Genomic DNA, 26,994 nt, shown 5'->3' on the forward strand with positions numbered 1-26,994 from the left:
CGGCGATTTCAACCAAGTCAAGTTGCGGCTTGAACGTCAGTCTGCCCGTCATGACCGGTACGGGCAAGAGCGGATTTGCCCGGATTTCGCCGGACTTTCATCCTCTGCCCCCGCAAGCGTCGCCGCGTCTCCGACCATCCCGTCAAAAAACTGAAACATTTCAAACCAAAGGGCGCCTTCGCCTCAAATTGGTTCGATGTCACCCAGCGCGCGCGTGTCGTGGAAGTCTTTTTCCCAGGCCTCAAACGTGCCGCCCGCAATCGCATCGCGCATGCCCTGCATGATCTCCTGGAAATAATGCAGGTTGTGCCAGGTGAGCAGCATCGAGGAGATAATCTCCTGCGAGCGGAACACATGGTGCAGATAGGCGCGCGAGTAATTGCGGCAAGCAGGACACGAACAATGTTCGTCCAGCGGACGCGGATCGTCGGCGTGGCGCGCGTTCTTGATGTTGACCTGCCCGCGACGGGTCCAGGCCTGCCCTGTGCGCCCCGACCGCGACGGCAGCACGCAATCCATCATATCGACGCCGCGTTTCACCGCCCCCACGATGTCGTCCGGCTTGCCCACGCCCATCAGGTAACGCGGCTTGTCCTCCGGCAGGAACTCCGGCGCGAAATCGAGCGTCTGGAACATCAGCTCCTGTCCCTCGCCGACCGCAAGCCCGCCAATCGCATAGCCGTCAAAGCCGATCTCTTTCAGAGCCGTAGCGCTTTCTTCCCGGAAATCGCGCTCCAAACCGCCCTGCTGAATGCCAAACAGCGCGTGTCCGGGCCGGTCGCCAAAGGCCTCTTTCGAGCGCGCCGCCCAGCGCATCGACAGACGCATGCTCTGCGCGATCCGGTCGCGATCCGCCGGAAGCGCGGGGCATTCGTCGAAACACATGACGATGTCGGAACCCAGGAGCTTTTGAATTTCCATCGAGCGCTCGGGCGAGAGGAAATGTTTCGAGCCGTCGACATGCGAGCGGAAGGTCACGCCCTCTTCCGTCAGCTTGCGCAGATCGGAAAGGCTCATGACCTGAAACCCGCCGCTGTCCGTCAGGATCGGCCGCTCCCAGTTCATGAACTTGTGCAGCCCGCCCAGCGCCGCGATGCGTTCCGCCGTCGGGCGCAGCATCAGGTGATAGGTATTGCCCAGCAAAATATCCGCCCCGGTGGCGCGCACGCTCTCCGGCATCATCGCCTTGACGGTCGCCGCCGTCCCCACGGGCATGAAGGCGGGCGTGCGAATGTCGCCGCGCGGGGTGGAGATCACACCGGTGCGGGCCTTGCCGTCGGTGGCGTGTACGGAAAATGAGAATCGCTGGGTCATAAGGCCGGGATGTACCCGCAAATGCCGCGCGGGGCCAGTCTTCTGCCGCGACGCGCGGTCTCGCGGCTTTCCGATGGCGCAAATACTCAAAAACCCGCCCCAATGGGCGGGTTCCTGTGTCGATTTACCAATAGACCCGCGGCAGACGTGGTTTACTCCGCAGCCTCGATCGTCGCCTTGGCATCCTCGGGGATGACCAGCGACAGAATGATCGCCGAAAGACCCGCCAGCGTGATCGGTGCGGCAAACACCTGTTTCAGGAAGGTCGGCAGGTTCTGGGTCGAATCCGGCACCAGAGTGACGCCCAGCGCAAGGCCGAAGGACACCGCCATGATGTAGACCCGGCGCAGGTTCATCTCTTCGGTCGCCAGAATTCGGATACCCGCCACCGCGATGGTCGAGAACAACACCAGCGTCGCCCCGCCCAATACCGGTTTCGGGATGATCAGGAAGAACGACCCGACAATGGGAAACAGCCCGAGGATCACCAGAATGCCACCCACATACATCCCCACATGGCGCGAAGCGACGCCGGTCATCTGAATCACCCCGTTGTTCTGCGAGAACGTGGTGTTCGGGAAGGTGTTGAAAATCGCCGCCAGCGCCGAGTTGACGCCATCGCCAAGAACCCCACCCTTGATGCGCTTCATATAGAGATCGCCCGAGACCGGCTGACCGGAAATCACCGAGTTCGCGGTCAGATCGCCCGAGGTCTCAATCGCAGTCACCAGATAGAGGAAGGCCAGCGGGATGAAGAGACCGAAATCGAAATCGATGCCATATTTGAACGGGATCGGCAGGGCGAAGAGGCTCGCCGAGCCCAGCGCTCCGAAATTCACCATGCCGAAAAAGCTCGACACGATGGTGCCGACCACCAGCCCGATCATGATCGCGGAAATCCGCAGCGTCGGCTTGCCGATGAAGGTCATCACAAGAATGATCGCCACCACCAGCGTCCCCATCAGAAGGTAAAGCGGCTTGCCGAGGTTCTCCCCCGCCATCGCGCCCCCCGCGAAATCGGTGAACCCCGCCTTGATCAGCGACAGACCGATCACCGTGATCACCACCCCCGTCACCGTCGGCGTGATGATCCGCTTCAGCTTGTCGAGAAACTGCGACAGGATGATCTCCACCAGCGACCCGACAAGGCACAGCCCGAAGATCATCGCGAGGATGTCCTCCGGCGAGCCGCCGCGCCCCTTGACCGCAAACCCCGCCGCCAGAATGGCGCCGAGAAAGGCGAATGACGTCCCCTGAAGCGATAAAAGCCCCGAGCCCACCGGCCCGATGGTCTTGCACTGGATGAAGGTGGCCACGCCCGAAACGAAAAACGCCATGGCGATCAGATAGGGCGTATAGGCCCCAAGCCCCAGCGCGCCACCGATGATCAGCGACGGCGTCGCGATGCCGACGATGGAGGCCAGCACATGTTGCACCGCGGCCAGCGCGGCCTGCGGCGGCGGCGGCACATCGTCGAGCTGATAGACCAGCGGCATGAATTTTTCTTCGCTCATATGTTTGTCCCCAGTTTGTTCCGTTTTAAATCCCCTGAGCGAAAGCCTGAGCCGCCCCCGGCGATGACGAAAGCGTTACCTGTCGCAAAACGCCCAAACGCGGCCTCCGGGGCACGGCACGCGCAAGAAAACGGCAAAAACCTCGATTTTCGCACCGTTGCGTCCAAAAACGCGCCGCTTTGGGATTGGCAAAACACCGCGAACACATTGCGCCCGCCGCTTTGTCACAAAACCGACAAAGCCTCTTGTCAGAACCCTCGGAAGGTGACATTGGGCGCATCTGGCCGGACCGCAGCATCGCGCCCCGGCCTCTCCCCAAATTGCGAGACACGCACATGACGGACAAAGCTCCTTTCGCTTTAGGCTGGGAAGAGTGGGCCTCCCTGCCCGCGCTCGGCCTGCCCGCGCTGAAGATCAAGGTCGACACCGGCGCCAAGACCTCGGCGCTGCATGCCTTCGACATCGAACCTTTCGGCAAGGCGGACGCCCCCAAGGTGCGGTTCAACATCCATCCGGTGCCGGGGCGTGAGGACATCACGATTTCCTGCTCCGCCGATGTGGTGGACCGCCGCGAGGTGACCTCGTCCAATGGCGAGACCGAGCTGCGCTATGTCATCTCCTCCGAGATCGCCATGGGCGACCGGCTCTGGCCGATCGAGATCACGCTGACCAACCGCACCAATATGGCCTACCGCATGCTGCTTGGCCGTCAGGCCATTCGCGACGACATGATCGTCCAGCCGTCCGAGAGCTTTTGCCAGCCCCGGCTCGACGACGCGGTCTATTTCACCACCGCGATCCGCGACACCGTGGCCCCGCGCGCGCTCCGCATCGCCGTTCTGTCGCGCGAGCCGGACAATTACTCCTCCCTGCGCCTCGTCGAAGAGGGCGAGAAGCGCGGCCATGTGGTCGAGCTGATCGACACCACCCGCTGCTACATGGTGATCAACGCCATGGCACCGGAGATTTACTATGACGGCGAACGCCTGCCGCGCTACGACGCCGTGATCCCGCGCATCGGCGCCTCCGTCACCTCTTATGGCACCGCCGTGATCCGCCAGTTCGAAACCATCGGCACGTTTTGCGTCAACGGCTCTGAGGGCATCGCCAAATCGCGCGATAAATTGCAGGCGCATCAGGTCCTCGCGCGTCACCGCATCGGCATGCCGACAACCGCCTTCGCCGCCTCGCCCAAGGACACGGACAACCTGATCGCTTTGGCGGGCTCCGCGCCCTTGATCGTCAAGCTGTTGGAATCGACCCAAGGCCGCGGCGTCGTTCTGGCCGAGACCAAGAAAGCCGCGCAATCGGTGATCTCCGCCTTCCGGGGCCTCAAAGCCAACTTCCTCGTCCAGCATTTCGTCAAGGAAGCCGCAGGCGTCGACATCCGCTGTGTCGTCATCGACGGCAAGGTGGTCGCGGCGATCAAGCGCTCGTCCTCCGGCGGCGATTTCCGCTCCAACCTGCATCTGGGCGGTCAGGCCACCAAGGTGCGCATCTCGAAAGAGGAACGGGACACGGCGGTGCGCTCGGCCAAAGCCTTCGGGTTGCGCATGGCGGGCGTCGATCTGCTGCGCGCCGAAGACGGGCCGAAAGTGCTCGAGGTCAATTCCTCTCCGGGCTTCGAAGGTGCCGAAACCACCACCGCGAAGAACATCGCCGGTGCGCTCTTCGACATGATCGAGAAACGCATGCGCCCTGCTCCCGCACGCAAGGGGCGCAGCAAGGCATAATCGGCCCGCGCATCCTCCGTCTCGGGCGGGTCAGTAGACCTGCCCGCGCATCCGGTTCCAGTTTTCCAGAATGGCCGGAACAAAGAACAGCACGAAAATATACATGTGCATCCCCAGCACCAGATAGGGGATCATCAGCGCCAGCCCCGCGATCCCGACATAGCCCGTCACCTTCGCCGCCGTCGTCCCGCGCATGAACCGCAACAGGATCAGCTCGAACAGCTTGCCACCATCCAGAGGCGCAATCGGCAGCAGATTGAAAATCGCCAGATAGCCGTTGAGCCAGGCCATGGTTTCGAAGAACCAGAGCACATGGTCGTATTCCCGCCCCGCGCCCCACATCGCATTGGCGACAAGGCGGCTCACCGCCCAGAGCGTGAGCGTCACGATCGGTCCCATGGCCACGATCAGCTCGCTCTCGCGCGGGGTCGCCGCCCGCGCCTGTTGGCAATAGCCGCCAAAGCCGTGGATCGTCACACTGCGCACGGGGATTCTCTGCACCAGAGCGCCCCAGGCATGGCCCATTTCATGCAGGAACACCGACCCGATCAACATGGCGATAAAGGCCAGATCATAGAGCAAATCCGTCGCCGATCCGGTGGTCGAGAGGAACAGCAAAAACATCAAAAGGATACTGCTGCCGATCCTGACAGGCACGCCCCAAGGCCCGCGAAATTCGAAAATGGCTTGTTGATCACGAAACATTTATATCCTCATACCATTCTCAAGACGCGCCAAACCGACCCTGCCCGAGCCGGGTTTTGCCAATCAACTCATAATGTTCCATTCCGACGACACTCCGGCGCAACTGTGGCATTTTGCACCTGATTTGATCTTTGCCATAGCACTGTTACAAAGCCGGTGGAAAGACAGGGACACAAGGCAACCCAACCCGCAGGTGCTCCATGTCCTTCTGCCTCCTCCCGCCCGACGCCACCCGCCTCTCGATCGAACTGCACGCCCTGCGCGAGAAAATCACCCGTGAAGCCGACGCGATCCAGACCGCCTGGGAGGCTGCGGACATCCGTCCCGCCTTCCGCCCCTCGGCCCAGAACCTCGCCTCCTATCTCGCCCTGCGCCATGCCGATCTGAGCTCGATGCAGCCCGATCTCGCCGCCCTCGGCCTCTCCACCCTCGGGCGCGCCGAACCGCATGCCCGCGCCTCGCTCGATGCCGTGGTGGCCACGCTCTCCCGTCTCTCCGGCGCGGCATCGGGTGACGAAGCCCCGTATCCCGATCCGAGCGCCTTCACCGAAGGCCCCGCCCGCCTCGCCGCCCGGCGCGACACGCTCTTTGGCACCGGCTCCTCCGGCGCGCCGCGCTCGCGCATCCTGCTGACGCTCCCGACCGAGGCCGCGACCGATCCCGATCTCATCCCTGACATGCTGCGCGCCGGTGCCGACGCCATGCGCATCAACTGCGCCCATGACGGGCCCGAGGTCTGGGCCGCGATGATCGCCCGCATCCGCGACACCCAAGACGAGATCGGCCGCTACGTGCCGGTGCTGATGGATCTCGCCGGGCCGAAACTGCGCACCGGACCGGTCGCAGGACCGGATAAGCAGCGGGTGATGGTCGGCGACCGGCTCGACATCCGCCGCGAAGCCCCCTCCGCCAAGTCGAAACATGTCGCCACCACGCTGAGCCACCCCGATCTGATCGACCGCCTCGCCCCCGGCATGAGCGTTTTCATCGACGACGGCAAAATCGGCGCGGAGGTCCTTGAGATCACACCGAAAGGTGCCAAGCTCCGCGTCACCCGCGCCGGTCCCGAGGGCGTCAAGGTCAAGCCCGAGAAGGGCTTCAACCTCCCCGCCGTCGAGATCGACATTCCGGCGCTGACCGAAGACGACCGGGTGGCGCTCGATTTCGTCGTCGGCCATGCCGATCTGATCGGCTATTCCTTCGTCCAGACCCCCGAAGACATACGCCTTTTGATCGACGAGATCGACAAACGCCTGCCCGAAGGCGCGCATCGCCCCGCTGTGGTCCTGAAAATCGAGACCGGATTGGCGGTTCGCAACCTGCCCAAGCTGATCGTTCAGTCGGGCGCCTTGACCGAAACCGCCGTGATGATCGCCCGCGGCGATCTCGCGGTTGAGATCGGGCTGGAGCGCATGTCGGAAATTCAGGAAGAAGTGCTCTGGCTCTGCGAAGCCGCCCACACCCCCGTCGTCTGGGCCACGCAGGTGCTCGAAGGTCTGATGAAACAAGGCCTCGCCACCCGCGCCGAGACCACCGACGCCGCCATGGCGCAGCGCGCCGATTGCGTCATGCTCAACAAAGGTCCTTACGTGGTCGAGACCATCCGTTTCCTGTCGCGCATTCTCGGCCGCATGGACCGGCACATGACCAAGAAATCCGCCCGCCTCGGCCCGCTTCGGTCGTGGAAAGGCGATCTCTCGCTCTAATCTCTGGACCTTGTCGGCGCCATTCCCTATATGATTACTCGGAAATAGGAGTTAGCGCGCATGAGCGAAGAGGCACACCGCACCGCGACGGAGGACACCCCGGTCGAGGGCGCCCCGTTGATCAAACCGTCGAGCACCGATCACCCGCTGCACGAAGCGGTGGTCGAGGCCTGCCGGACCGTCTATGACCCGGAGATTCCGGTGAATATCTATGACCTCGGCCTTGTTTATACGGTCGAGATCAATGACGAGAACGAAGTGCGCGTGATCATGACCCTGACCGCTCCGGGCTGCCCCGTGGCTGGCGACATGCCGGGCTGGGTCGCCGATGCGATCGAGCCGCTGCCGGGGGTCAAGCAGGTGGATGTCGAACTGACATGGAACCCGCCCTGGGGCATGGAAATGATGTCCGACGAAGCCCGGCTTGAGCTTGGCTTCATGTGATCGAAGCGGCCTCCGGGCCGCTTTTTTATGCCTCAGGCCAGATCATCTTTCGGCCCTGAGCCACAGCCCCAGCCTGCGCCACCATGGCTGCTGATTTTCTCTAAGTCTTTTCAGCTCCCGCGCGTACTGCGCCTGCTCCTCTTCATAGAGCCCCATATCCTGATCCTCCTGCGCCAACCGGACGGGAATACGATCCATCTGCCCCGCCTTTACTTGCATTCTTGAAAAACAGGATCAGAATAGGTCCAGAAACTTCCCTAAAATACGCCCTGATTGCGCAAGGATGTTTTCAAAAATGAAAGACAGCCCCAAGCTCGACGATTACGCCCTCTTCCTCGCCGTGGCCGATGCGGGCGGGCTTTCGGGCGCAGAAAAGGCCACCGGCACCTCCCTGCCCACCCTCTCGCGCCGCATGGCCGAACTGGAACGCAGCCTCGGCAAACGCCTCTTCGAGCGCGGCAACCGGGGCTATACGCTGACCGCCGAGGGCCGTGCACTTTTGCAGGAGGCCGAGCCGCTCCGCGACGCCGCCAGCCGTCTCGCGCGCTTCCAACGCAAGGACGCCGCCCCCGAGGTCCGCATCACCGCAGGCCGCTGGACCACGCGCTACATCGCCCGCCATCTCTCCGAAATCTGGACGCCCGAAAGCCCGTGGCGCCCGGCGCTTTTGGCCTCCAACACCAACGTTGACATCGCCCGGCGCGAAGCCGACATCGGCATCCGCAACCGCCGCCCCGACCAAAGCTGGCTCGCGGGCCGCAAACTGGCGCCGATCACCTACGCCGAATACGCCGCCCACCCGCGCGTCACCGGCTATGTCACGCTCCACGCCGGTCAGGCGACGACACCTTCGGAGCGCTGGCTGCGCACCAACCATCCGGACGAGATCATCGCCACCGCCTCCGACGCCCGCTCCGCTGCCGACATGGCCGTGGCAGGCGTGGGCCGCGCGATCCTGCCCTGCTTTGCCGGGCGCGAGATCATAGGGCTGGTGCAGATCTCCCCCGAGATCGGCGTCCTCACCCATGACGAATGGCTCGTCAGCCACCACGACGCCCGCCACGATCCCCCCGTCCGCGCCGCGCTGGAGGCGCTGGCCGAAACCCTGACCGCCCCCGCGCGCTTTGGATAGGCGCAACCTATTTGGGGTGCAAACCTAAAAAGAAACCAAAAAAGGTTGCTTTTTCTTGGAGACTTCTTAAAGATTGCTCAAACCAGCGAGACACACATGAGCATCACAGTTCTAACCGGCGACATCATAGAGAGCACAAAACTCAACGCAGTCCTTTTGGAACAGGTTCAACGCGCCATTGCCGAAACATTTTCCGAAATTTCCGGCTGGGGCACTCCGGCTCGCTTTTCAGAATATCGGGGAGATGGATGGCAAATCGCCTTCGAGAACGCCTCGCTTTCCTTGCGCGCCGCTTTGATCATACGCGCCAAACTGCGCGCAATTGATCGCGCCTGCGATACCCGAATTGCCATTGCCCAAGGGTCAGGGAAACTCCCAGAGAAAATCGAAACAACCACGGATGCAGCATTTGTGTTGTCGGGGCGAACGCTCGACCAAATGCAGCCCGCTTTCAGAATGGCCTCTGGGAACACCCCTGAAATGGATGCCATCTGCATTTTGCTCGATCAGATTGTGAGCAACTGGACCAGCACCCAAGCGAGAACAATTTTGCCATTTCTATCCCCCGATGACACGCCAAGACAGCAGGACGTCGCAGCCCAAATGGGCGTCTCTCGACAGTCTATCGGCAAAACGCTCGAAGCTGCTTCCTACCCTTATATCATCGCAACATTAAAGCTTCTGGAGGCTCGACAGCCCCATGCCTGAAACCCTCGCCGCCCTCTTCCTCGCGCACGTCCTCGCCGATTACGTCTTCCAAACCCGATGGATGGTCGAGGAGAAGGCGCGCCCCGAGACCCTCTTCCTCCATGCTCTCATCGTGCTTCTGACCGCCATGGCCACCACCGGGCAGGTCGCCTCCCCGATGATCTACGCCTTGGCCCTCATTCACATCGTCATCGACACGATCAAGACCCGCTTTTTCTCCGACACGTTTCTCCCCCACATCACCGACCAAGCCCTGCATCTCGCGACCCTCATTCTCATCGCCTTGATCGCCCCCGACCTCTTCGCCCAAGGCCCCTACGCCACCCTCCCGTGGCTGCCGAAAGCGATGCTTTTCACCGCAGGCGCGATCTACGCCACCCGCGCGGGCGGCTTTGCAGTCGGCAAGCTGATGGCTCCCTTTGCTCAAAAACTTACGGAGAACTCCGAAGAAAACGAAAGCAAAGACGACACCCCCACTCTGGAAGGCGCGGGAGCGCTGATCGGTATTCTGGAGCGCGGTTTGACATATCTTTTGATGCTCTCCGGCCTGTCCGCGAGCATCGGCTTTCTCGTCGCGGCGAAGTCGATCCTACGGTTCGAGGCCATTCGCGAGGGCGGCCCGGACAAAAGCCGGAAAATGTCGGAATACGTCATCATCGGCACACTCGCCTCCTTCGGTTGGGCCATCGCGGTCACGCTCGCGGTGATGTTCATTGCCGCACAGATGCCAAAGCTTGGAATTTCGCCCGCCGCGCATTAGATTACGCTCAAAGGAGACACGCATATGTTCGGCATTCCGGGAAAACAGGCGGTGAGCATCACCCCCGCTGCGGCGAAACAGATCGCGAAACTCATGGAGAAAGACGGCTCCATGGGGCTGCGCATCGGCGTCAAGAAAGGCGGCTGTGCAGGCATGGAATACACCATGGAGTATGTCTCCGAGATCAACCCCATGGACGAGATGGTCGAACAGGACGGCGCCCGCGTGATGATCGCCCCCATGGCGCAGATGTTCCTCTTCGGCACCGAGATCGACTATCAGGTCTCGCTTCTCGAATCCGGGTTCAAATTCAACAACCCGAACGTCGTCGAAGCCTGCGGTTGTGGCGAGTCGATCAAATTCGACGAGAACCTCACCGCAAAATAATGTCCGTCACCGACGAAGACATCGCCTTCATCTACGATCTCTTCGGCCCTCTGGGCGCGCTCAGCCATCGCAAGATGATGGGCGGCTTGTCGATCTACTCAGAAGGCCAGTTCTTCGCGATCCTGTCCTCCGACGACCGCGTCTATCTCAAGGCGTCCGGCGATTTCGCAGAGACTCTGGCCGCTGAAGGCTGCGAGAAATTCGAGATGGAGAAGGGCCGCGGCATGAATTACTGGACCCTGCCCGAGGCGGCCCTCGACGATCCCGATCTGGCCTCCGACTGGGCGCGACGTGCCCTCGGCGCCCTCTGAATTTCCACAAGTATTTGAGACGTTAGCGCCCATAGCCGCTTGACTGCCCGCCACAGGCTGCAATGATGCCCGCAACCGATTTAGGAGGGTTTTCTCATGGCGCGCAAACTGGCCGCAGGCAACTGGAAGATGAACGGGCTGAAAGCCAGCCTCACCGAGGCAAAAGCCCTCGCAGAGATGTTCCCCGCCCCCAAGGTCGACATCCTGCTCTGCCCCCCCGCAACGCTTGTCGCCGCCATGGCCGCGGCGCTTTCGGGCACGAAAATCGACACCGGCGGGCAGGATTGCCACATGAAGACCTCCGGCGCCCATACCGGTGACATTTCCGCCGAAATGCTGGCCGACGCGGGCGCGGATTACGTCATCCTCGGCCATTCCGAACGCCGCGCCGACCATGGCGAGACCGATGCGATCGTCTGCGAAAAAACCATGGCCGCCACCATGGCGGGCCTCGTCCCCGTGGTCTGTGTCGGCGAAACCCTCGATCAGCGCGAAGCGGGCGAGACACTCGCCGTGATCCGCAAACAGCTCTCCGGCTCGCTGCCCGATGCGGTCGATCTCGGCAAGCTCGTCATCGCCTACGAACCGGTCTGGGCCATCGGCACCGGCAAAATCCCGACGCTCGAACAAATCGCCGAAGTCCATGACGACATGCGCGCCACCCTCGCGGCCCGCTATGGCGAGGGCGCATCGGACATCCCGCTCCTCTACGGCGGCTCCGTGAAACCCGCCAACGCCGCCGAGATCTTCGCCACCTCCAACGTGGACGGCGCGCTCGTCGGCGGCGCCTCTCTCAAGGCCGCCGATTTCTCCGGCATCGTCTCGGCCCTCGAAGCCGCCTGAGCCCCCAAACCAAAACGCCGCGCCCCCTCCCGGAGCGCGGCGCTTTTCGTTTCCTTTGCTGCGGAAAATACTCCCGCCGGAGGCGTCGCCTCTCACATCGCGGTCACGTCATAATCGTAGAGCCACGAAAACCGCTCCACCGCCTGTTTCGGCGCCATCGCCCCGGCAAAGCGCAACACCGCATGGCCAAGAAACCGTTTCGGCCCGCTCAGGTGGTAATTCTTCGCATTGGCGTTCGCCGCCTCGATCACCCGCACCACCCGCGCCCGCCGCTTCGCCTGATAGGCCGGGAGCGCCTGATCGAGCGGCAGGGTCGCGAGGCAGTCGGCCAGCACCCAGGCATCCTCAAGCGCCATCACCGCGCCCTGTGCCAGAAACGGCAAGGTCGGATGCGCCGCATCGCCCAGAATGGCCGTCCGTTCCGAATACCAGCGCAGCGCCACCGGATGCCGGAACAGCCCCCAGCGCGACACCTCGGTCACGCGCGACAATACGCCTTTGACCCCCGGACAGAAATTCGAAAAATTGCGCATCATCTCGGCCGGATCGCCAGCGTGGTTCCAGCCTTCCTCAACCCAATCCTCGCGCTCTTCGACAGCCACGATGTTCATCAAAGTGCCGCCGCGCAGAGGATAGCTCACCACATGCCGCCCCGCCGCCATATGCACCATCGCGACCGGCGGCTCGTTGCCCATGGCCGGAACCGTGGCGCGCCATGCCGTCTGACCGGTAAAGAACGGTTTTCCCGGGCCGTTCAGCATCGGGCGCAGTTTCGAATGCAGCCCGTCCGCGCCCAGCACCACGGCGTGGCGCACCGTCTCGCCGCCCTCGAACGTCAGACTCACCCCGTCATGATCGCCCTGAATATCGGCCACCTTATGCGCCAGCCGGATCGCAACCCCGCTCTGCCGCGCCCCCGCCTCAAGCATCGCGATGAGATCGGCGCGGTGCATCAGGAGAAACGCATCCTCGGGCCGGTAAGCGGCGAGATCGAGATAGAGCACCTCGCGCCCCATATACCCGTCCACAAGCCGCACGCCTTTCGAGCGCATCGCATGGGCCTCCGGATCGAGCCCCAGCGCCTTCAGAACCCGCACGCCATTGGGCGAGATCTGCAAGCCCGCGCCCACCTCGGCGATCTCGGCGGCCTGTTCATAGACCGTCACCCTGGCGCCCCTGAGCGCCAGCGCCTGCGCAACGGCAAGCCCGGCCACCCCCGCACCCAAAACCGCAATATCCTGACCGATCACCATGGCACTGTTCCTTTACATCTTCTCTCCGGGGCTCTGCACAAAGAAAAACACCGGGGTCTCCCCCGGTGTTTGTCATATTTCTGCACAAAGCTCACGGGTCTAAATTGCCGCGAGCGGGACTGATTGATCAGTCGTCCCCCCGAGCGCGTCAGCGCTCAATCGTCCCGATGAACCTTTTCACGACGCTCGTGGCGCTCCTGCGCCTCCAGCGTCATCGTCGCGATCGGGCGTGCATCGAGGCGTTTCAAAGAGATCGGCTCGCCGGTCACTTCGCAATAACCGTATTCGCCCTCGTCGATCCGGCGCAGCGCCGCGTCGATCTTGGCCACCAGCTTGCGCTGACGGTCCCGCGTGCGCAGTTCCAGCGCCCGGTCGGTTTCCTCGGAGGCACGGTCGGTGATGTCGGGGATGTTGCGGGTGCTGTCCTGCAAACCTTCGATCGTGTGGCGGCTCTCGTCGAGAAGCTCGGCCTTCCAGATCAGAAGTTTGCGGCGGAAATATTCGAGCTGACGCTCATTCATGAAAGGTTCGTCCTCGGCGGGACGGTAGTCATCGGGCAAAAAAGCCTCAGCCTTCATAGTGCTCACCTCTGTCGTGCCTTCGGCCGCGTTTTCGATGTTATCAGCCATAAGGCGCCCTCCAATTGCGGCCCGTTTAGCGCGTTTGACCGGGGATGTCACGTCACAATCTCCCTGTTATTGCACCTTTCCCCCCTGCCGTTATGATCTCGCACAAACCCTGTCCTTTAAGGCCCGAAACCCTATGAAATTTTCCTCAACCGAAAGTTACGTCGCCCCTGCCGACCTCACCGTCGCCGTCAACGCGGCCATCGCTCTGGAGCGCCCGCTCCTCGTCAAAGGCGAACCGGGCACCGGCAAGACCGAGCTGGCCCGTCAGGTCGCCGCCTCGCTGGGTCTCGACATGATCGAGTGGAACATCAAATCGACCACCCGCGCGCAGCAGGGCCTCTACGAATATGACGCCGTCTCGCGGCTGCGCGACAGCCAGTTGGGCGACCCGCGCGTCGAGGACGTCCGACACTACATCAAGAAGGGCAAGCTCTGGCAGGCGTTCGAGACCGACCGCAAGACCGTTCTTTTGATCGACGAGATCGACAAGGCCGACATCGAGTTTCCGAACGATCTGTTGCAGGAACTCGACAAAATGGCCTTCCATGTCTACGAGACCGGCGAGACCGTCACCGCGAAACAGCGCCCGGTGGTGATCATCACCTCGAACAATGAAAAGGAACTGCCCGACGCCTTCCTGCGCCGCTGTTTCTTCCATTACATCCGTTTCCCGGACATGGAGACGATGAAAGCCATCGTGAATGTGCATTTCCCGGGCATCAAGGACCGGCTGCTCGCCACCGCGCTCACGCAATTCTACGAGATCCGCGACACCCAGGGCCTCAAGAAGAAACCCTCCACCTCCGAGGTTCTGGATTGGCTCAAACTCCTGCTGGCCGAAGACCTCTCGCCCGAAGACCTCGCCCGCGACGGGGCCAATGCCCTGCCAAAACTCCACGGCGCGCTGTTGAAAAACGAACAGGACGTCGCCCTCTTCGAACGCCTCGCGTTTCTGGCGCGTGGCCGTCGCTAACCTCACCTTCATCTCTCGCTGTCACTGAGGGGCACCGCCACCTCGCCCCTCCGAAAGGCCCCGCCATGCGCCGCTTCGCTCTCCTTCTCGCCAGCCTCCTCCTCCCGACCGGCGCCTATGCCGACACGCCGGACTGCGAGGCGCTTTATGCCAAGGCCGAAACCGCCTGCCGCGCCACCCAGCACACATGCAATATGGTCAAGATCTGCAACAACATGATCGGCGCCTGCCCCCAGCCCCCCGCAACCGACGCCGCGTCCTGCGGGGCGTTCGATGCCTGCACATCGCAAAACACGCCGAGAATCTTCAAATACGCCTGTCGCTATGACTGGTCAGAGGGCGCCTGCCGTTCCGCCAACAGCCCCGACGATGAGGCATTAGAGGCCTGCCCCGCCGCTTCCGCAACCTCCGGCCAATCCTGCGCCCGCCCCCGCCTCGCTTATCAACAGGCCGCCGAAGCCTGCGAAACAGCCGCCATCGCCTATGCCCGCACCCTGACCTGCCTGCGCCCGGTCTCCGATCTCTATGTGCGGAAATGCGATGTCCCCGACCTGTAATCTGCGGCGGCAACAGGGCGGGGAAACGCTTGAATTTTCACAGCGTTTGCGAGAAGCAAAGGGGGTCCGTCCCGTACAGAAGAGCTTGCCATGCCTCTCACCATCCGCCCGCTCACCCCGGAAGACCGCGCTCAGTGGGAGCCGCTCTGGCGCGGCTATCTCACCTTCTACGAAACCGAGCTTTCGCAAGAGATCTACGACACCACCTTCGCCCGCCTGACCGACCCGGCGCACACCGAACGCGGTGCGCTTGTGGCCGATCTGGACGGCGCGCTGGTCGGCCTCGTGCATTACATTTTCCATGCCCACAACTGGCGCGTCGAGGATGTCTGCTACCTGCAAGACCTCTTCGTCACCGAGGCCGCCCGCGGCACCGGCGCCGGTCGCGCCCTGATCGAAGGCGTCTACCGCGTCGCCGACGACCACGGCACGCCGACGGTCTACTGGACCACCCAATCCGACAACGCCACCGCGCGCCAGCTCTACGACCGCATCGGCACGCTGACGCCGTTTATCAAATACACGCGGTAAGGCGGGGCGGCTGCGGCATGTTTTAACCGCGCAGCCCCATCTGCTCCCTCGCCCCCTTCAGGTCTATCGTGGCCTTGATGCCGTGCTTCTCCAGAAGATGAAGCAAATGCGCGCCGGACATCAGCGTCAGCGGCTTGTCGGCGGCAAATTTGTGCGCATCGGGACCGTAGTCTGCCGTGGTCACCAGAATGCCTTTGTTCGCACCCTCGTTCAAGGTTGTCCCATAAAGATCCCGCACCGCCGCCACGCCGACCGTTCGAGTGTAGCGCTTGGCCTGAATGATAATCTTGCCACCACCGATCGGATCGGGATCGAAGGCTACGGCATCGACACCCCCGTCGCTGCTCGATTGCGTCACATGCACCTCGCCACCGCGTGCCGCGAATTCCTTTTCGAAAATCTCCCGCACGAGATGTTCAAACTCCTCCCAATCCATCGCCGCAAGATTGGTCCCCCCATCCCCGGACACCTCGACCGACCGCGCGTCGATAAAGCGCTTGTCGGCTCTCTCGAATTCCATCACCGGTGCGATGGGCGTCAAACCGATCAACGTCGCCGCCGACACGCCTTTCAAGGATTTGAAACAGGATTTCGGATCGACCATCTCAAGATTGATCGCAAGAAACTCCTCTTTCTTGACAACCACGGACAGGATCGTCGCCTCGACCTCCTGCCCCGTCGCCCTGTCCACCGAGCGCGTCCAGCCATTGAAGGCAATGTTCTCGATATGCCCGGGACGATCCGCCTCGAACAGTTCATGAATCGTGCGAAGGAAAATCTGATAACAGAGATCGTCAAACAGCTCTTTCTTTTCCTTCGCGGAAATCTGTGTCTCTTTCAGCTCGCCCGAGGACGCCACAAAGCGCACCGTCTTGACGACCGGCAAATCGTCCGGCGAGGGCAACTGATAGGCGATGAAAAGCAGTTTGGTTTCAGGCTCGTATTGAACCTCCCATTGCTTGGGCACCAACTCGTCATGCGTCGAGGCCTCAAGCACAATCGACGCATGCTCTTCGATCGCCTCTTTATCCCCCGAACGCCAGGCCGCCTCCAGCGCATCGACCTTGGCATTCTCCTCGGATTGCCGCGTTAAGAATTCGGCCTCTGCAAGATCCTGCTCCGCATTCCAGGCGTCCCGGCTTTGCACCCATTCGGCCTGCTTTTGCGTAGCAGAATCCTTTGAGTTCTCCCATTCTGACCGCTCCAAAGCATTTTTCCTTTTAACCCTCTCGACCCTCAAAGAATGATCTTTGATTGCCGCATTATGTTCGGCTTCCAACCTTTTCCTCAGCCCAAACAATGGTTGAAGAAAACGAACACGCAGTTCAGGCGGCGAGGATGGCAAAGGAGCCACCCGTGGCGGCTTGGTCGTAAAAGGAACTGGCGCTTTCGTCGGAAAAGCTCGTCTCTCAAACTTCGAATGATCCTTCAAAACATCCCAATTCACCGTATCATCCACCGAAAGCGTGTGATGCAGCGTCCGTCGCAGCCGCTCCCGGCGATGCTCCGCTGCCTGCGTCAACTCCTCGGCCAAGTCCTTCCCAGCCGCCGCGCTTTGCTTTTTGAGATACTCCAGATATCGCGCATCCCACTGAGACATCAGCGTATCGACTTTGTTTTGCAGGATCGAAACCTCGGGCGCGCTCAACTCTTTATGCAGATCAAGCACATTGTGCCGCACATCAATGTAATACCGCAAAATACGATCTCCCCGCGCACTCCAATTCGCGCGCAGTGCGCCAGCCCGAATATTCTCAAGATTTTGGGACCGAAAGGCAATCTGTCCGGACATCTCCACTCCCCTGTTTTCAAATAGAATTGCGCAAAATGTGTTGCGACCGGCACCGAATGGCCGCGCAAAGAAATCCTATGTCGCTTCTGAAGCCTCTGGCAAAAGAAATCGCTCTCCTCCCCTCTGGCATTCTCCCCGGTTTGCCCTAAAATCGCCACAGTTGCCTCGTTAAAACCGAGGCCTTGGGCTCAGACTGAAAGACGCGTCATGACGCACCCCGACATGCACAAACGCACCGCCACCGGAATCAAAAACAGCATCGAAAACGGCCTCAAAACCGGTCCGCTCCTCCGCCTTCTCGCGGGCAGCGTGCTTCTGGCCGGATGCATGACCACCGCGCCGCAGCTGCCCGACACCGCCCGCGCCGCGCCCGCCGCCCTCGATCTGCCGCCGATGAAAATCTTTTCGCCCGCGCCGACGCAGACCACCACGCGCTCCAACGCCTCCATCGCCCGCGACTTCCTCGACCTGAGCTTCGCGCTCGAAACCGGCGCGACCCTCGACCGGTTCACCCGCTTCGAAGGTCCGATCACGCTGCGCATCACCGGCGAGCGCATCCCCGCCTCGCTCGGTTACGACCTGTCGCGCCTGATGGACCGTTTCCGCTCTGAGGCCGGGATCGAAATCACCCGCGTCCCCGCCAGTCAGCCCGCCTCGATCACCATCGAGACCCTGACCCAGGCCGAACTGTCGCGTCGTGCCCCCAACACCGCCTGCATCGTCGTGCCCAACGTGTCGAGCTGGCAGGACTTCCGCCATGCCCGCCGCGCCAATCTGAGCTGGACTCAGGTCGAGCGCCGCGAACGCCTCGCCGTCTTCATCCCCGAAAACGTGCCGCCGCAGGAAATCCGCGACTGTCTGCACGAGGAACTGGCTCAGGCCCTCGGCCCGCTCAACGATCTCTACCGCCTGCCGGATTCGGTGTTCAACGACGACAATATCCATTCCGTCCTCACCCCCTTCGACATGCTCATCCTGCGCGCCACCTACGCACCCGAGCTGCGCTCCGGCATGACCCGCGATCAGGTCGCCGCCGCCCTGCCCGGCATTCTGGCCCGGATCAACCCGGCGGGCGCAGGTCGCGCCACCGTTCCCGTGCAACCGACGCCCGCCGCCTGGACCGAAGCCGCGCTCACCGCCATGGGCAACGCCCCTCTGGCCCAACGCCGCCGCGCCGCCGAACTGGCGGTCGCCATCGCCCACAACGAGGGCTGGTCCGACAGCCGCGCCGGGTTTTCGTGGTTCCTGATGGGCCGCCTCGCCATCTCCAGCGACCGCGCTCAGGCCCATTTGGCTCTCGACGAGGCCTATCGCATCTATGCCGCGCACCCCGACACCCGGTTCCACGCCGCCCATGTCGCCATGCAGCGTGCCGCTCTTGCCCTCTCCGAGCACCGCTATCAGGCCGCCTATGAAATCTCCGCAGGCGCCATCGACGCCGCCCGCGACGCCGAAAACGCCGCCCTTCTGGCCTCGCTCATGTTGACCGAATCCGAAGCGCTCGAAAAACTCGGCCGGACACAGGACGCACGCAGCGTGCGGCTCGACAGCCTCGGCTGGGCGCGCTATGGATTCGGTTCGGATGACGAGGTTCGGGCCCGCGCCGCCGAAATCGCCGCCCTGGCACGCTAGGCCGCGACAAGAGGCACGCCGTCCCCACGCCTCCAAGGGGAGCGAGAGATGATCGGGATCATTCTGACCGTGATGGGCGGGCTTTGGGGCTGGCGACTGGCCAGCAAACGCGGCGGCAACCGCGCCGACAAGCTGCAATATATGGCGGTCTACGCGCTGATCTTCGCCGTGATCGGCCTGTTTCTGGGCGTCCTCCTCGACCGCATGGTCTGAACTATGTTCCTGCGCTTCTTCGACATCCTGCGCTCCGAAGGCGTCCCGGTTTCCTTGCGCGAATTCCTCGCCTTTCTGGAGGCCATGGACCGCGGCCTCGCGCTCTACGACATCGAAGAGTTTTACTTCCTCGCCCGCACCACCATGGTCAAGGACGAACGCCACCTCGACCGTTTCGACCGCGCCTTTTCCAAGACCTTTCAAGGCCTTGAAAGCATCTCCTCAGACGACGTCCTGAACGCGCTCGACCTGCCCGAAGACTGGCTGCGCAAGGAGATGGAGAAACATCTCACCCCCGAGGAAATGGCCGAGATCGAGGCTCTGGGCGGGTTCGACAAGCTGATGGAGACGCTCAAACAGCGGCTCGAAGAACAGAAAGGTCGCCATCAGGGCGGCAACAAATGGATCGGAACCGGGGGCACCTCGCCCTTTGGTGCCTATGGCTACAACCCCGAGGGCGTCCGCGTCGGTCAGGATCAATCCCGCCATCGCCGTGCCGTCAAAGTCTGGGACAAGCGCGAGTTCAAAAATCTCGACGACACGGTCGAGATCGGCACCCGCAACATCAAGCTCGCGATGAAACGCCTGCGCAAATGGGCGCGCACCAGCGCGCATGAGGAGCTCGATCTCGACGGCACCATCCGCGCCACCGCCGAGCATGGCTATCTCGACGTCCAGACCCGCCCCGAACGGCACAATGCCGTCAAGGTCCTGATGTTCTTCGACGTCGGCGGCTCGATGGACGATCACATCAAGGTGGTCGAGGAGCTGTTCTCCGCCGCCCGCAGCGAATTCAAACATCTCGAATATTACTATTTCCACAATTGCCTCTACGAAGGTGTCTGGCGCGACAACCGCCGCCGCTGGGGCGAGAAAATTCCCACCCGCGAGGTGATGAACACCTATGGCAAGGATTACAAAGTGATCTTCGTCGGCGACGCCTCGATGTCGCCCTACGAGATCGTCCTCCCCGGCGGCGCCAATGAGCATTGGAACGAGGAAGCGGGCGCGACTTGGCTTGCCCGCGCGCGGGCCACATGGCCCGATCACCTCTGGCTCAACCCGGTGCCGGAGACCCATTGGCCCTACACGCAATCCATCGCCATGATCCGCGAGATCTTCGAGGACCGCATGGTGCCGATGACGCTCGAAGGGCTGGACCGTGGCATGAAACTCCTGTCGCAAATGCCAAAAAAGACCTGAACTTCCCTCGTTAACCAATTGTTTACTTAAGAATATCTTAACAATCCGGAACGTGTCATAATTGTGTCTGAAATCGGGCTGGGGGCAGCTTGGGAAAGGCGGAGACACAAAGACCGAACCATGGTCCGTCGCCGCGAATGGGTGAAAACATGACACGGCTCTCATATCTCTCCATGTGTGGCGCGACGGCGCTCGCAACCACACTCACACCGCTGGCCGCAACGGCCGACAGCGGCCTCGGATTTCTCGGTGCCAACAGCAGCATCGGCTACATCTCCCTGAACGACACATCGATCGCCACGGCGGATGGCACGCTCGATTACGCCATTTCGCGCTATCACGGGCTGCAACTGGATCTGAGCACCACCTCGTTTCCCGATCATTGGCAAGGCACGCTCGCGGGCCATCTCTACATGCGGCCCAATGCCGATGCGAAATACGGTCTCTTCGCGGCCTATACCGACATCAATCAGGAAGCGGCCTATATCGGCACGCTCGGCATCGAAGGTCTTTGGGCCATTGAGGACCAGACCCTCCTGTCGATGCGCGCCGGGATCGGCCTCTATCAGCCGGACAACCGCGATTTCATCTTCGGCGACATCGGCGTGAAAACCGGTATCGGCGAGCATCTCGCCCTCTCCGCCTCGCTCTCGGGTTACGATATGGAGGAAAGCGATCTGGCCTCCCGCGATCTGACCGCCGCACTCGGCGCCACATGGTCCTTTGCCACGGCCCCCGTCGACCTGACACTGAGCGCCAGCTACAGTTTCGTCACCGACACGGCGGGCAATGACGACAGCTTCGGGGTCAGCGCGCTTTTGACCTGGCGCCCCGGCGGCAACAGACAGGCGATCCGCCCTCTGTACGAAGAAACCTTCGCTCCGGTGCGGCCGCTCACCGGGCTGCTGGCACGGCACACGGTCCGGTCGCTCGAACGATAGGCGACACCGCACAGAGGCGCGCCACAGGGATCGGAAAAATGCGACCGGGCGGGGTTTCCCTCCGCCCCGGTCGCCCCCATATTCCGGTCATGTTGAAATTCACGCCGCTCCTCCTCGCCCTGATCTGGGGCATTGCCATGTACCGCATGTCCGTCTGGCGCACCCTGCGGGAATTGGAGGCGCGCTCCTCCGAACTCGCGGACCCGGCGCTGGCCCGCGCCTTCGGTCAACTCGCCCGCGCCCTCGATCTGCCCCGCGTGCGGGTGTTTCTCTACGAGATCGAGCCGGTCAACGGCCTCGCCGCCCCCGATGGCAAGGTCTACATCACCCGCGGCTTTTACGACAAATTCCGTCAGGGCCAGATCACCGACACCGAAATGGCCTCCGTCATCGCGCATGAATTGGGCCATGTCGCCCTTGGCCATTCGAAACGCCGGATGATCGACTTCTCCGGTCAGAATGCGCTGCGCACGGCGCTGGCCATGCTGCTGTCGCGCATCCTTCCCGGCCTCGGCGTCTATATTGCGGGCTGGCTGACCCAGATGCTCGCCGCCAAGCTGTCGCGCTCCGACGAATACGAGGCCGACGCCTACGCCACAGCACTTTTGATCAAGGCCGGGATCGGCACCGGCCCACAAAAATCGCTCTTCGAAAAACTGCCGCATCTCACCGGCGCCCATGGCGCCTCGATGCCCGCATGGCTGATGAGCCACCCGAAGACCGAAGAGCGGATCAAAGCCATCGAGGCCAATGAGGCGAAATGGTCGTGACCGCCTGAGCGCCCGCACCGTGCCCGACGGATGTCCGACACAAGTCCGACGCAAATCCGACAGACAAAATCAACCGTTTCAGAGCAAAACGGTCTTCTGTTTTCCGATGGCAAAAATACTCAAAAACGGATCAGCCAAGCGCCTTGCCCAGCCGGGGCAGATGCGCCTTTTTCAAAAGCCGCCGCACATCCCAGGCCTCGCCCGAAAGCCGTTCGGCCTCCGCCCGCACCTCTTCGACCGCCGCCGCCACAGCCTCGGGATGATCCGACCAGAGCCGCCAGAGAAACCCGTCCGGGTCCCAGCGCTCAAGCCCTTCCTCGGCCAGAATATGGCGCGGAAAATCCTGCGCATTCACGGTCACGATCGCCTCCGCGCCGCCCGCAATCGCGGCGGCCAGAACGTGAATATCGTTCTCGTCCGTCAGATAAAGACGCGCTTCTAAGCCTTTGTGTTCTTTGACTTCCGCCTTCGGAAACCCCGCTCGCACAAGCGCCACTTCGCCGCGCGCCTGCGCCTCGCCCTCGGGGCCGATTTTGCGCGCGGCCCGCGCCCATTCCTCGAGAATGCGCGCCGACCACAAAGGCGTGTAAAGCCCGCGTTTCGCGACGCCCAGAAGCACCTCCCGCATCACCGTCGGGTAGAGCACGCAGGCGTCGAGAAGCACTTTCACGGCAGGATCCGGTAGAACAGCGCCTTCAAATAACCGCTCTCCGCGAGCTGCGGCATGAGCGGATGATCCGCGCCCGCAAACCCCGTATGGATCAGTTGCGCCGAGCGTCCAAGATGCCCGACACCGCGCCCGATCCCACGGTTACAGGCGGTGCGAAACTTCTCCAAATCCGCCGCATGCGAACAAGAGCAAAGCCCCAAATACCCGCCCTCCCGCACCAGCGGCGCGGCCATGCGGGCGACACGTTCATAGGCGCGCAGCCCCTTTTCCAAAGCCGGTTTCGAGGGCGCAAACGCGGGCGGATCGCAGATCACCACGTCGAATGTCTCACCCTCTTCCGCCAAAGCCGCCATGACATCGAAAGCATCGCCTTTGCGCGTTGAAAACACGGCCGATTTCCCCATCGCGTCTGCGCCTTTTTCAGCGAGATCGAGGGCTGCGGCCGAGCTGTCGACCGACAGCGCCGAGGCCGCACCACCTGCGAGAGAGGCCAGCGCAAACCCACCGACATGGGAGAACACATCCAAAACCTTTTTGCCCGCGACCAGACGCTGGGCAAAGGCATGGTTCGGACGCTGATCGTAGAACAGGCCGGTTTTCTGCCCGCCCATGAGATCGGCCATATAGGTCGCGCCATTCATCGGCACAGGGATCGGTTCGTCGACCTTGCCAGAGAGAATTTCCGTTTTCTCTTCAAGCCCTTCGAGACCGCGCGCCCGCCCCGTGCCGTTCATCACCACCGTCGTGACCCCGGTCACCTCGCGCAGCGCCTCAGCCAGAGGTTCGATCAAAACATCGGCCCATGCGGCGTTGGGCTGCACCACGCACGTATCGCCGAACCGGTCGATCACCACGCCCGGAAGACCATCGGCCTCGGCATGGACCAGCCGATAGAAAGGCGCTTCGAACAGGGTCTCGCGATGCGCCAGAGCAGTCGCGAGCTTGGCGCGGAACCACGCCGCGTCGATCACCCCCGCCTCGTCGCGGTCGAGCACGCGGGCAAAGATGCGCGAATTCGGATTGACCGCCACGAGGGCCAGAAAATTCTGCTCCGCATCTTCGAGACGGGCGATGGTGCCGGGCGCAATCGCTTTGGTGCGTCGGTCGGTGACCAGCTCGTTATCATAGACCCAAGGTGCGCCGTGGCGGATCGCACGGGCGTTGGATTTGGGTTTGAGGCGGATGGTCGGAAGTGAATAAGAGGGCTCTGTCATGAGAGCCCTCTTAGCGCTGTTTCGATCTGCAAGGAAGAGGGATCAGAGTGCGATCGGCTTGGTCAGCTCGCCATAGATCACGCCCGCAAGATGTTCGCCGATCCGCATCCGCTGGGTGATCCCGGCACGGTCGGCGGCCACGGCAGCATTGCCCCCAAGCGCATTGAGCGTCGCGTTGACCATATGGGACGGCACAATGACCGCACCGGTGTTGGCATCGCGCACGGTCAACAGGAATTCGATCTCATGTTTGGACGGCAGTGAGGAATAGCGCACTTTCTGCGTCTGGGCATGAAAACGCACGAGTTGCACGTCAAGCACCACGGCGCGCGATCCCTCAAGCGCATTGGCGCCCGCGTTCAAACCGGCTTCCATAACCGACTTCACCTGCTCATAGCGGTTGCCGAACGGGTCCTCACGCCAGACGATATCGGCGCGCGGCTTGATGCCATTGTCCTCGGACACGGTCAGCGTCCCCGGCACCACCACGTTGATCTGTGCGACCCGGAAATCCGGCGCGATCATGACGGCGTCAGACGCCTGCGCGCCCAGCGGCAGATCGAACGGCACCGCCCGCGACGTGGTTTCCATCGTGCAGGCGCTGGTGGCGGCTGCAAGGATCAGGGCTGCTGCGATTTTGAATGTCTGTTTCATGACGGCCTCCGGGGATCTCCCCTATTTCGTGGTTAACGATGCCGGGGAAATGAGGCCAAAATGCGAAAATCCCGGAGCATTTCCGGGATTTTCAAAGCGTTATCGTGCGTGGGCAGTGGCGTTTCGCCTGTTATGTGCCGATCAGCCCGGTTCAGGCCAGTTCGGCGGCGCGACCGCCATGGAAGCGGCCACGGAGCCATTTGCCGGTTGCGCTGATCATCGAGCGCATGGCCTGAGCACGCAGTTTGCGGGCTTCGGCTTCGACGGCGAGATGGGAAAATTGAACGACGGTACGTGTGGTCATCAGGATCACCTATTCAAGTGTTGGCCCGCCGGTCTCTACCGACAATGGCGCGATTGTGTTGATCCTCCCGATGGCTCATTTATAGGTCAAAACCACTGACGCAGACGAGTGCCAATTGCGAAGAGCCGTTATGCACTTGCAGCAACCCCCTTGCGTGTGCAGCATAGGCAACGACAGCCCCACGCCACAATGGACATTCCCGGCCGCAAGGGTTAAGTTAGCGCTAACTATTTTCAGACCTTCCCATGTGCCCATTTGGCCAGACCAGCAAAAGGCCCGTCATGCCCCTGAACGCCCAGATCGTCCCCGAGATCGCAAACGTCACCCAACGCATCATCGAACGCTCCCGCCCGACCCGCGAGGCCTATCTCGCCCGGATCGCGGATGCGGCAGAGCAAGGTCCGGCGCGGGCGCATCTCTCCTGCGGCAATCAAGCCCATGCCTATGCCGCCATGGGGGACGATCAGGCGACGCTCGCCGACGGGCGCGCGCCCAATATCGGCATCGTAACCGCCTATAATGACATGCTCTCGGCGCATAAGCCCTATGAGCATTACCCCGACATCATCCGCGAGGTCGCGCATCAAAACGGCGCCACGGCACAGGTCGCGGGCGGGGTACCGGCGATGTGCGACGGGGTGACACAGGGCCAGACCGGCATGGAACTCTCGCTTTTTTCGCGCGACACGATCGCGCTTTCGGCCTCCATCGCCATGTCGCATAATTGCTATGACGCGGCGCTTTATATGGGCATCTGCGACAAGATCGTGCCGGGTCTGATCATGGCCACCGCCGCGTTTGGCCATGTGCCAACCGTTTTCGTGCCCGCAGGTCCGATGACCACCGGCATCTCGAATGACGAAAAATCCAAGGCCCGCCAGAAATTCGCCACCGGCGAGATCACCCGCCGCGAGTTGATGGACAGCGAGATGAAGGCCTATCACGGCCAAGGCACCTGCACCTTCTACGGCACCGCGAACTCGAACCAGATGCTGATGGAGGTCATGGGGCTGCATCTTCCGGGCGCGTCTTTCGTCAATCCCGGCACCGATCTGCGCGACGCATTGACCCGCGAAGCCGCCAAACGCGCGCTTCAGATCACCGCCTTTGGCAATGAATATACGCCTGCGGGCGCCATTCTCGATGAAAAGGCCTTTGTGAACGGCATCGTCGGGCTGATGGCCACGGGCGGGTCGACCAACCTCGTGCTGCACCTGCCGGCGATGGCGCGCGCCGCCGGGATTCTCCTCGATCTGGAAGATTTCTCCGAGATTTCCGATGTGGTGCCGCTATTGGCCAAGGTCTATCCGAACGGGCTTGCCGATGTGAACCATTTCCACGCGGCGGGCGGCCTGTCCTATCTGATCGGCGAATTGCTCGATGCCGGTTTGCTCCATGAGGACGTCAAAACCGTCGCTGGTGAGGGCCTGTCGCTTTACACGAAAGAGCCGAAACTCCGGGACGGTGTTCTCACCTTCGAGGAGCCGGAGCGCGAAAGCGTCAACGATATGATCCTGCGCCCCGCCTCCGATCCGTTCCAGAAAAGCGGTGGGCTGAAGGAGTTGCGCGGCAATCTCGGGCGCGGCGTGATGAAAGTTTCCGCTGTGAAGCCCGAACACCATGTGGTCGAGGCGAAAGCACGGATTTTCCACGATCAGCACGACGTCAAAAAGGCGTTTCAGGCCGGCGAATTTACCGAAGACACCGTGGTCGTCGTCCGGTTCCAAGGCCCGCGCGCCAATGGCATGCCGGAGCTGCATTCGCTGACGCCGACGCTTGCCGTGTTGCAGGATCGCGGTCTCAAAGTCGCGCTGGTGACCGACGGGCGGATGTCCGGTGCGTCCGGCAAGGTGCCCGCCTGCATCCATGTCTCTCCGGAGGCCGTGACCGGCGGGCCGATTGCCAAGCTCAAAGACGGCGATCTGGTGCGGGTCGATGCGATCAGTGGCACGCTTGAGGTCTTGGAAGAGGGCTTCGAGGCGCGAGAAACGGTGACTGCCGATCTCTCCGCCAACAAGGTCGGCATGGGCCGCGAGCTGTTCGAGACCTTCCGCCAGAACGCAGGCCCCGCCACCGAGGGCGCCTGCTCGCTGTTCTGAGC

29 protein-coding genes are annotated in these 26,994 nt (G+C 62.2%); 18 read left to right on the top strand and 11 right to left on the bottom strand.

Going from position 1 to position 26,994, the window contains the following annotated elements; all coding sequences use genetic code 11:
• Window positions 1-183: 183 nt before the first annotated feature.
• Together tgt and V1471_RS06680 are read right to left on the bottom strand one after the other, a co-directional pair.
• Window positions 184-1,314, bottom strand: coding sequence for a tRNA guanosine(34) transglycosylase Tgt (tgt, locus tag V1471_RS06675; protein WP_434287570.1), 1,131 nt, complete (start codon window positions 1,312-1,314; stop codon window positions 184-186).
• A gap of 152 nt (window positions 1,315-1,466) precedes the next feature.
• Window positions 1,467-2,828 carry a nucleobase:cation symporter-2 family protein gene (locus V1471_RS06680; RefSeq protein ID WP_434287571.1) on the bottom strand — a complete coding sequence of 454 codons (1,362 nt, stop codon included), beginning with the start codon at window positions 2,826-2,828 and terminating at the stop codon, window positions 1,467-1,469.
• Between the two features lie 335 nt (window positions 2,829-3,163).
• On the opposite strand from V1471_RS06680, the gene rimK reads away from it, so the two are divergent.
• Window positions 3,164-4,561 carry a 30S ribosomal protein S6--L-glutamate ligase gene (gene rimK / locus V1471_RS06685; RefSeq protein ID WP_434287572.1) on the top strand — a complete coding sequence of 466 codons (1,398 nt, stop codon included), beginning with the start codon at window positions 3,164-3,166 and terminating at the stop codon, window positions 4,559-4,561.
• A gap of 30 nt (window positions 4,562-4,591) precedes the next feature.
• Here rimK and V1471_RS06690 read toward each other — a convergent pair whose 3' ends face one another.
• Window positions 4,592-5,266, bottom strand: coding sequence for a site-2 protease family protein (locus V1471_RS06690; RefSeq protein WP_434287573.1), 675 nt, complete (start codon window positions 5,264-5,266; stop codon window positions 4,592-4,594).
• A 200-nt stretch (window positions 5,267-5,466) separates the two neighbouring features.
• On the opposite strand from V1471_RS06690, the gene V1471_RS06695 reads away from it, so the two are divergent.
• Together V1471_RS06695 and V1471_RS06700 are read left to right on the top strand one after the other, a co-directional pair.
• Window positions 5,467-6,972 (top strand): pyruvate kinase, encoded by a 1,506-nt coding sequence (locus V1471_RS06695; protein WP_434287574.1) that lies wholly within the window; start codon window positions 5,467-5,469, stop codon window positions 6,970-6,972.
• Window positions 6,973-7,032: 60 nt separating this feature from the next.
• Complete coding sequence (locus V1471_RS06700) at window positions 7,033-7,416, top strand: SUF system Fe-S cluster assembly protein (protein ID WP_066701519.1); 384 nt, start codon at window positions 7,033-7,035, stop codon at window positions 7,414-7,416.
• 42 nt (window positions 7,417-7,458) lie between these two features.
• On the opposite strand, the gene V1471_RS06705 is transcribed toward V1471_RS06700, so the two are convergent.
• The gene (locus tag V1471_RS06705) at window positions 7,459-7,614 is read right to left on the bottom strand and encodes a hypothetical protein (RefSeq protein ID WP_434287575.1); all 156 of its coding nucleotides are present in this window, start codon (window positions 7,612-7,614) and stop codon (window positions 7,459-7,461) included.
• A gap of 97 nt (window positions 7,615-7,711) precedes the next feature.
• Between V1471_RS06705 and V1471_RS06710 the strand changes: the two genes are divergently transcribed.
• The 6 genes from V1471_RS06710 (at window position 7,712) to tpiA (ending at window position 11,557) form a co-directional block, all read left to right on the top strand.
• Window positions 7,712-8,548 carry a LysR family transcriptional regulator gene (locus tag V1471_RS06710; protein WP_434287576.1) on the top strand — a complete coding sequence of 279 codons (837 nt, stop codon included), beginning with the start codon at window positions 7,712-7,714 and terminating at the stop codon, window positions 8,546-8,548.
• A 96-nt stretch (window positions 8,549-8,644) separates the two neighbouring features.
• Window positions 8,645-9,256 (top strand): MarR family transcriptional regulator, encoded by a 612-nt coding sequence (locus tag V1471_RS06715; protein ID WP_434287577.1) that lies wholly within the window; start codon window positions 8,645-8,647, stop codon window positions 9,254-9,256.
• Complete coding sequence (locus tag V1471_RS06720) at window positions 9,249-10,016, top strand: DUF3307 domain-containing protein (protein WP_434287578.1); 768 nt, start codon at window positions 9,249-9,251, stop codon at window positions 10,014-10,016. The genes V1471_RS06715 and V1471_RS06720 overlap by 8 nt, the downstream gene beginning before the upstream one ends.
• Window positions 10,017-10,040: 24 nt before the next feature.
• Window positions 10,041-10,403: a HesB/IscA family protein gene (locus tag V1471_RS06725; protein WP_434287579.1), complete on the top strand. Its 363-nt coding sequence runs from the start codon at window positions 10,041-10,043 to the stop codon at window positions 10,401-10,403.
• The gene (locus V1471_RS06730) at window positions 10,403-10,714 is read left to right on the top strand and encodes a TfoX/Sxy family protein (RefSeq protein ID WP_434287580.1); all 312 of its coding nucleotides are present in this window, start codon (window positions 10,403-10,405) and stop codon (window positions 10,712-10,714) included. Before V1471_RS06725 ends, V1471_RS06730 begins: the two co-directional genes overlap by 1 nt.
• A gap of 96 nt (window positions 10,715-10,810) precedes the next feature.
• Entirely contained in the window at window positions 10,811-11,557 is a 747-nt protein-coding gene (gene tpiA / locus V1471_RS06735) for a triose-phosphate isomerase (RefSeq protein WP_434287581.1), read from the top strand.
• A 92-nt stretch (window positions 11,558-11,649) separates the two neighbouring features.
• On the opposite strand, the gene V1471_RS06740 is transcribed toward tpiA, so the two are convergent.
• Together V1471_RS06740 and dksA are read right to left on the bottom strand one after the other, a co-directional pair.
• Window positions 11,650-12,810, bottom strand: coding sequence for an FAD-dependent monooxygenase (locus V1471_RS06740; protein ID WP_434287582.1), 1,161 nt, complete (start codon window positions 12,808-12,810; stop codon window positions 11,650-11,652).
• Between the two features lie 155 nt (window positions 12,811-12,965).
• Entirely contained in the window at window positions 12,966-13,388 is a 423-nt protein-coding gene (gene dksA / locus V1471_RS06745) for an RNA polymerase-binding protein DksA (RefSeq protein WP_434290882.1), read from the bottom strand.
• 184 nt (window positions 13,389-13,572) lie between these two features.
• Between dksA and V1471_RS06750 the strand changes: the two genes are divergently transcribed.
• The 3 genes from V1471_RS06750 (at window position 13,573) to V1471_RS06760 (ending at window position 15,500) form a co-directional block, all read left to right on the top strand.
• Window positions 13,573-14,412, top strand: coding sequence for an AAA family ATPase (locus tag V1471_RS06750; RefSeq protein ID WP_434287583.1), 840 nt, complete (start codon window positions 13,573-13,575; stop codon window positions 14,410-14,412).
• Between the two features lie 65 nt (window positions 14,413-14,477).
• Window positions 14,478-14,969, top strand: coding sequence for a hypothetical protein (locus tag V1471_RS06755; RefSeq protein ID WP_434287584.1), 492 nt, complete (start codon window positions 14,478-14,480; stop codon window positions 14,967-14,969).
• Window positions 14,970-15,059: 90 nt separating this feature from the next.
• Window positions 15,060-15,500, top strand: coding sequence for a GNAT family N-acetyltransferase (locus V1471_RS06760; RefSeq protein ID WP_434287585.1), 441 nt, complete (start codon window positions 15,060-15,062; stop codon window positions 15,498-15,500).
• 22 nt (window positions 15,501-15,522) lie between these two features.
• Here V1471_RS06760 and V1471_RS06765 read toward each other — a convergent pair whose 3' ends face one another.
• A complete protein-coding gene (locus V1471_RS06765; RefSeq protein WP_434287586.1) occupies window positions 15,523-17,292 on the bottom strand; it encodes a restriction endonuclease in 1,770 nt (589 codons plus the stop codon).
• Between the two features lie 207 nt (window positions 17,293-17,499).
• On the opposite strand from V1471_RS06765, the gene V1471_RS06770 reads away from it, so the two are divergent.
• The 5 genes from V1471_RS06770 to V1471_RS06790 all read left to right on the top strand — a co-directional run bounded on the left by V1471_RS06770 (window position 17,500) and on the right by V1471_RS06790 (window position 22,051).
• Window positions 17,500-18,924, top strand: a complete 1,425-nt coding sequence (locus V1471_RS06770; RefSeq protein WP_434287587.1) for a DUF2927 domain-containing protein — start codon at window positions 17,500-17,502, stop codon at window positions 18,922-18,924.
• 48 nt (window positions 18,925-18,972) lie between these two features.
• Window positions 18,973-19,137 carry an apolipoprotein acyltransferase gene (locus V1471_RS06775; RefSeq protein WP_434287588.1) on the top strand — a complete coding sequence of 55 codons (165 nt, stop codon included), beginning with the start codon at window positions 18,973-18,975 and terminating at the stop codon, window positions 19,135-19,137.
• A gap of 3 nt (window positions 19,138-19,140) precedes the next feature.
• Window positions 19,141-20,340, top strand: a complete 1,200-nt coding sequence (locus V1471_RS06780; protein ID WP_434287589.1) for a vWA domain-containing protein — start codon at window positions 19,141-19,143, stop codon at window positions 20,338-20,340.
• Between the two features lie 149 nt (window positions 20,341-20,489).
• The gene (locus tag V1471_RS06785; protein WP_434287590.1) at window positions 20,490-21,281 is read left to right on the top strand and encodes a hypothetical protein; all 792 of its coding nucleotides are present in this window, start codon (window positions 20,490-20,492) and stop codon (window positions 21,279-21,281) included.
• A gap of 89 nt (window positions 21,282-21,370) precedes the next feature.
• Complete coding sequence (locus V1471_RS06790; protein WP_066701765.1) at window positions 21,371-22,051, top strand: M48 family metallopeptidase; 681 nt, start codon at window positions 21,371-21,373, stop codon at window positions 22,049-22,051.
• Between the two features lie 130 nt (window positions 22,052-22,181).
• Here V1471_RS06790 and V1471_RS06795 read toward each other — a convergent pair whose 3' ends face one another.
• From V1471_RS06795 to V1471_RS06810, 4 genes are all read right to left on the bottom strand, one after another.
• Window positions 22,182-22,721 (bottom strand): RSP_2648 family PIN domain-containing protein, encoded by a 540-nt coding sequence (locus V1471_RS06795; protein WP_434287591.1) that lies wholly within the window; start codon window positions 22,719-22,721, stop codon window positions 22,182-22,184.
• Entirely contained in the window at window positions 22,718-23,935 is a 1,218-nt protein-coding gene (locus tag V1471_RS06800) for an RSP_2647 family RNA methyltransferase (RefSeq protein WP_434287592.1), read from the bottom strand. Before V1471_RS06800 ends, V1471_RS06795 begins: the two co-directional genes overlap by 4 nt.
• Before the next feature lie 42 nt (window positions 23,936-23,977).
• Window positions 23,978-24,589 carry a DUF6778 family protein gene (locus tag V1471_RS06805; protein ID WP_434287593.1) on the bottom strand — a complete coding sequence of 204 codons (612 nt, stop codon included), beginning with the start codon at window positions 24,587-24,589 and terminating at the stop codon, window positions 23,978-23,980.
• A gap of 151 nt (window positions 24,590-24,740) precedes the next feature.
• On the bottom strand, window positions 24,741-24,893 hold the full coding sequence (locus tag V1471_RS06810; RefSeq protein WP_434287594.1) for an RSP_7527 family protein: 153 nt from the start codon (window positions 24,891-24,893) through the stop codon (window positions 24,741-24,743).
• A gap of 281 nt (window positions 24,894-25,174) precedes the next feature.
• Between V1471_RS06810 and edd the strand changes: the two genes are divergently transcribed.
• Window positions 25,175-26,992: a phosphogluconate dehydratase gene (gene edd / locus V1471_RS06815; protein ID WP_434287595.1), complete on the top strand. Its 1,818-nt coding sequence runs from the start codon at window positions 25,175-25,177 to the stop codon at window positions 26,990-26,992.
• Window positions 26,993-26,994: the final 2 nt, after the last annotated feature.

The organism is Celeribacter sp. SCSIO 80788 (genome assembly GCF_051054295.1).
Classification (GTDB): domain Bacteria; phylum Pseudomonadota; class Alphaproteobacteria; order Rhodobacterales; family Rhodobacteraceae; genus Celeribacter.

Bases quoted from the DNA above. Each gene is read 5' to 3' on its own strand.
- V1471_RS06805 (WP_434287593.1), bottom strand. From the start codon at position 24,589: ATGAAACAGACATTCAAAATCGCAGCAGCCCTGATCCTTGCAGCCGCC.
- tpiA (WP_434287581.1), top strand. From the start codon at position 10,811: ATGGCGCGCAAACTGGCCGCAGGCAACTGGAAGATGAACGGGCTGAAA.
- V1471_RS06750 (WP_434287583.1), top strand. From the start codon at position 13,573: ATGAAATTTTCCTCAACCGAAAGTTACGTCGCCCCTGCCGACCTCACC.
- V1471_RS06780 (WP_434287589.1), top strand. From the start codon at position 19,141: ATGTTCCTGCGCTTCTTCGACATCCTGCGCTCCGAAGGCGTCCCGGTT.
- V1471_RS06680 (WP_434287571.1), bottom strand. From the start codon at position 2,828: ATGAGCGAAGAAAAATTCATGCCGCTGGTCTATCAGCTCGACGATGTG.
- V1471_RS06715 (WP_434287577.1), top strand. From the start codon at position 8,645: ATGAGCATCACAGTTCTAACCGGCGACATCATAGAGAGCACAAAACTC.
- V1471_RS06720 (WP_434287578.1), top strand. From the start codon at position 9,249: ATGCCTGAAACCCTCGCCGCCCTCTTCCTCGCGCACGTCCTCGCCGAT.
- V1471_RS06705 (WP_434287575.1), bottom strand. From the start codon at position 7,614: ATGGATCGTATTCCCGTCCGGTTGGCGCAGGAGGATCAGGATATGGGG.
- dksA (WP_434290882.1), bottom strand. From the start codon at position 13,388: ATGAAGGCTGAGGCTTTTTTGCCCGATGACTACCGTCCCGCCGAGGAC.
- V1471_RS06770 (WP_434287587.1), top strand. From the start codon at position 17,500: ATGACGCACCCCGACATGCACAAACGCACCGCCACCGGAATCAAAAAC.
- V1471_RS06740 (WP_434287582.1), bottom strand. From the start codon at position 12,810: ATGGTGATCGGTCAGGATATTGCGGTTTTGGGTGCGGGGGTGGCCGGG.
- V1471_RS06700 (WP_066701519.1), top strand. From the start codon at position 7,033: ATGAGCGAAGAGGCACACCGCACCGCGACGGAGGACACCCCGGTCGAG.
- V1471_RS06790 (WP_066701765.1), top strand. From the start codon at position 21,371: ATGTTGAAATTCACGCCGCTCCTCCTCGCCCTGATCTGGGGCATTGCC.
- V1471_RS06690 (WP_434287573.1), bottom strand. From the start codon at position 5,266: ATGTTTCGTGATCAACAAGCCATTTTCGAATTTCGCGGGCCTTGGGGC.
- V1471_RS06800 (WP_434287592.1), bottom strand. From the start codon at position 23,935: ATGACAGAGCCCTCTTATTCACTTCCGACCATCCGCCTCAAACCCAAA.
- V1471_RS06725 (WP_434287579.1), top strand. From the start codon at position 10,041: ATGTTCGGCATTCCGGGAAAACAGGCGGTGAGCATCACCCCCGCTGCG.
- V1471_RS06760 (WP_434287585.1), top strand. From the start codon at position 15,060: ATGCCTCTCACCATCCGCCCGCTCACCCCGGAAGACCGCGCTCAGTGG.
- V1471_RS06810 (WP_434287594.1), bottom strand. From the start codon at position 24,893: ATGACCACACGTACCGTCGTTCAATTTTCCCATCTCGCCGTCGAAGCC.
- V1471_RS06765 (WP_434287586.1), bottom strand. From the start codon at position 17,292: ATGTCCGGACAGATTGCCTTTCGGTCCCAAAATCTTGAGAATATTCGG.
- V1471_RS06755 (WP_434287584.1), top strand. From the start codon at position 14,478: ATGCGCCGCTTCGCTCTCCTTCTCGCCAGCCTCCTCCTCCCGACCGGC.
- rimK (WP_434287572.1), top strand. From the start codon at position 3,164: ATGACGGACAAAGCTCCTTTCGCTTTAGGCTGGGAAGAGTGGGCCTCC.
- V1471_RS06730 (WP_434287580.1), top strand. From the start codon at position 10,403: ATGTCCGTCACCGACGAAGACATCGCCTTCATCTACGATCTCTTCGGC.
- tgt (WP_434287570.1), bottom strand. From the start codon at position 1,314: ATGACCCAGCGATTCTCATTTTCCGTACACGCCACCGACGGCAAGGCC.
- V1471_RS06785 (WP_434287590.1), top strand. From the start codon at position 20,490: ATGACACGGCTCTCATATCTCTCCATGTGTGGCGCGACGGCGCTCGCA.
- edd (WP_434287595.1), top strand. From the start codon at position 25,175: ATGCCCCTGAACGCCCAGATCGTCCCCGAGATCGCAAACGTCACCCAA.
- V1471_RS06775 (WP_434287588.1), top strand. From the start codon at position 18,973: ATGATCGGGATCATTCTGACCGTGATGGGCGGGCTTTGGGGCTGGCGA.
- V1471_RS06710 (WP_434287576.1), top strand. From the start codon at position 7,712: ATGAAAGACAGCCCCAAGCTCGACGATTACGCCCTCTTCCTCGCCGTG.
- V1471_RS06695 (WP_434287574.1), top strand. From the start codon at position 5,467: ATGTCCTTCTGCCTCCTCCCGCCCGACGCCACCCGCCTCTCGATCGAA.